Source organism: Candidatus Cloacimonadota bacterium (assembly GCA_034661015.1).
GTDB lineage: Bacteria > Cloacimonadota > Cloacimonadia > JGIOTU-2 > JGIOTU-2 > JAYEKN01.
Window position 1 is genome coordinate 1 of the sequence record JAYEKN010000150.1, and the last position, 3,228, is coordinate 3,228.

3 protein-coding genes are annotated in these 3,228 nt (G+C 33.1%); 1 reads left to right on the forward strand and 2 read right to left on the reverse strand.

The genetic code is table 11. From position 1 onward, the window contains the following. Positions 1 to 1,269 precede the first annotated feature (1,269 nt). Entirely contained in the window at positions 1,270 to 1,572 is a 303-nt protein-coding gene (locus U9P79_05980) for a hypothetical protein (protein ID MEA2104170.1), read from the reverse strand. Between the two features lie 50 nt (positions 1,573 to 1,622). Here U9P79_05980 and U9P79_05985 point away from each other — a divergent pair, with 50 nt between their 5' ends. Next, positions 1,623 to 2,978, forward strand: a complete 1,356-nt coding sequence (locus U9P79_05985; protein ID MEA2104171.1) for a hypothetical protein — start codon at positions 1,623 to 1,625, stop codon at positions 2,976 to 2,978. A gap of 28 nt (positions 2,979 to 3,006) precedes the next feature. Here U9P79_05985 and U9P79_05990 read toward each other — a convergent pair. After that, positions 3,007 to 3,228 (reverse strand): hypothetical protein (locus U9P79_05990; protein MEA2104172.1); only part of this gene is annotated, 222 nt, incomplete at its 5' end.

The following is a 3,228-nucleotide window of genomic DNA, read 5'->3' on the forward strand; positions in this document are numbered from 1 at the left end:
TATTCAAGATATTATTACAAGTACTGTGTTCTATAGTTGCTTTAGCTATTTCTTTATAAGGATTTTTAATCCTTATCTTTGTCTTTAAATCGTATTTTTTCATCAGCCTTTTTATTTTCTTATGATTTGTACAAAATCTCCACGTTATGTGCAAAAAAATAATTAAACTGATAAAATATTTTTTTCTATATTTTTTATTTTTTTCTCATTATTTAAATCTTTATCATAAATTCAATAAATTTTTCATTCTTCTTTTAACTGTTCCATTTTTTCATAAGGCGTCATCTTGTTGATTCATCAATGAGGTCTTTCTTTGTTATAGTATTCCATATACTCTTTAAATTTAATTTCAAAATCATTCCAATTTTTAAAATTATTTTTATAAAAAAATTCTTCATTAAATATTCTCCAAAATCTTTCAATTTTTCCATTAGTTTGTGGCCTTCTTACTTTTGTATACCTATGACTAATTTGAAGCTTATCAAGCTGTATTTCAAACTTATGCTTAAATCTTGATTCTTTATGATGAGTAGTAAATTCTAATCAGTTATCAGAAAGAAGAGTTCTTATTTGATTAAATCAGAAATCTTTTTTAAAGCTATTTTTAGCTTTTTTCATAACCATTGCTAATGTAGATGCTTTTTTGTCTGAGATTACTTCTACGTAATTTAATCTAGTGCAATCATCAATAACTCAGGCTAGATATTTCTTCTTTTTAGGATCTTCTCATTTTATATTTTTAATCTTAAATACATCAATATGAAGCATTTCTCAGGCTAAATCTTTTTCATATCTAGTTTTTTTAATTTCATTTCTTAGAATTCTTTTTTTTAATTTTTTCTCAATTTTAGATTGTTTTCTGAACCAGAATTTTATTGTTCTCACCTTATTGGTTGTACTCTTGTGTATTGTAAAATCTCATAATTCTCATCGGTTAATTATTTTTGATATTGTATTACGGTGAACATGGTATTTTAAAGATAATGATTTTTTAGTAACTTTTTTAATTTTATCTTTTTTAATCTTGTCTTTTGAATTAATGAATTCTTCGTAAATCTTTTTTCTGATTAATGGTGTAATCTTTGTTAATTTATGCATAAATAAAAGCATTAAATTTATAAATTGTTATTTTTATATTAAAAACCTGACGGTTTTTATTTAAAATCCAATTTAATTATTTTTTTACTTTTTGCACATAACGTGATTTAGATTTACAATTAAAATCTTTTTTTTAATTTATTTATTTTAAATAAAAATTTTTTTTATGATTTATAAATTTTTTTTCGTACTATTATTATTTTTTTGATTACAAAATTTCTGTTTTTGAATAAGTTGACAGCAGTGATTTGCTAAAATTGAAGAAAAAAATAATTGAATTTCTGCAACTTGTGAAAAACAGTGTTTTTTATTTTTAGAAAAATTAAATTCAAATGATAAAATAAAAATTTCTTGAAATATTTCTTGAAATTGAAAATTTTGATATTGATTTCTTGTTTGACAGCAAATTATTCCGTGAGAAATTTTTGAAATAAATTGACCATGAAAAATTGAAAATGAATTTATTTTTTCCAAAAATCAGTTTTTTTCTCAAATTCCAAAAAACTCTGAGGTGATTTTAATTTTTGATTGAAAAATTATTTCTGAAGGGTTGGATTATGAGTTTTTTGAGAATTCTTTTTTTGATTGAGTTGGGGCTTGATGGAATGATTTTTGGACTTTTCGTTGTGCCAGTCGTTGCAATTCTCGTCACAGTCACTTCGGGAGGGAGAATGGGGATGTATCAGCACATGCAGAGCCATAATATCACATGCGATGTTTTCTTGAGCATGTTTTGGGCGATACTTGTCACTGCGAGTTGCATTGTAGTTCCACTTGTTGTCCCATTCGATTTGTCATTCCACATCGGAATTGCATTGTCTGGACTGTTCAGCATTTCCCCAATGATCTCTGCCGCTCTTGCCACGTGGAAGGAAACAGCAATGCATCTCTCTCACCCAATTGAGAATGGATCATTTTGGTCGAAACTCCCATTCCATCGAATCCCCATTCGATTCAATCTGTCGAATTGTCTTTCTGTGTTTTCAATTCTCCTGGAATACGTCCAGATGCTGTGCTTGGCATACACTGCCTCCCGCCCATCTCTTGCTGTGAGCGTTGACACATCGTTCATCGGATCGCTGACGCAATTCACACTTCATCCACTTGGCGCATCTCTTCTTGTGCAATGGATTGTTGGTCTTGTCTTTGCAGCAATTCTGGTTGGTTTCATCACAGTGTCTATTGTGTTGACAAGCCAACCTGAATCACCTGTTGCGCGTGTTTCAGAACAAAAGGAACGAGAAGGGAACCTTTCTTGGTTTAAATTGTTGGTCGCATTTCTGGCAGATACCATGTTCCTCTCTGTCACATCCACAATCGCATCTTTCCTCTCTGCATCCATCGCATCATCCATTGGAGATTTGGATGGGTCCAGTAACATGTCGTCTGTGGACATGTCGGACAATCAATTCAGAGCATTGTCTGTGCTATCGCTTGTTCAGCTTTTCGCGTTTGTGTGCTGTGCTATGATGATCATTCTTCCCATCCAGGCAGTGTTTCCAGACATTTGGTTACCAAATGGAATCGATCTTCGGGCATCTCCACAGTTCTCCATGATCGAGAAGACACTGAAGATGCTCATTGTTGGGATTCTTTCCCTGGGACCTGCATCTAACGTCATTGTTCGGTCTTCTCTGACAACTGTGTTGCTCTTTCTGCTGTTCTCGTTCGTTTTGATTCTTCGTCGATCAATGACACATGCATTCTCTGCAGCGTTTCATCGGGTGTATTGGCCGGTGTGCTGTTTGGAACATACTCCTTTGCCTGCGTGTGCTCCTTTGGGGCCATCTCTCTTTGGAAGAGACGGAGATTCAAGAGGAGATATGCTCGAGAAAGTCGTCGATTGGGAGAAGAATTGGATCAATTGGGGGGAAAGATAAAAGATGATATCGATTCGTTTGATCCCATTCATGCGGAGAAGAATTGATTAACAAGATACAACACAACCACAACAATATGTGTGGAAGGTCCATATTTTCCCCCTGCAATGAAATGTCGAGTTTCTTCAAGGTGCGAATGTCCATCCAAGCCCTTAACCGGAAGGTTTGGGGTAACAGATTCTCTTTCTTTTTTCCCGCCTTCTTGACCGAGTGACTTTCCAAACAACAAAAAAGAAAATCCCTTTCCCTT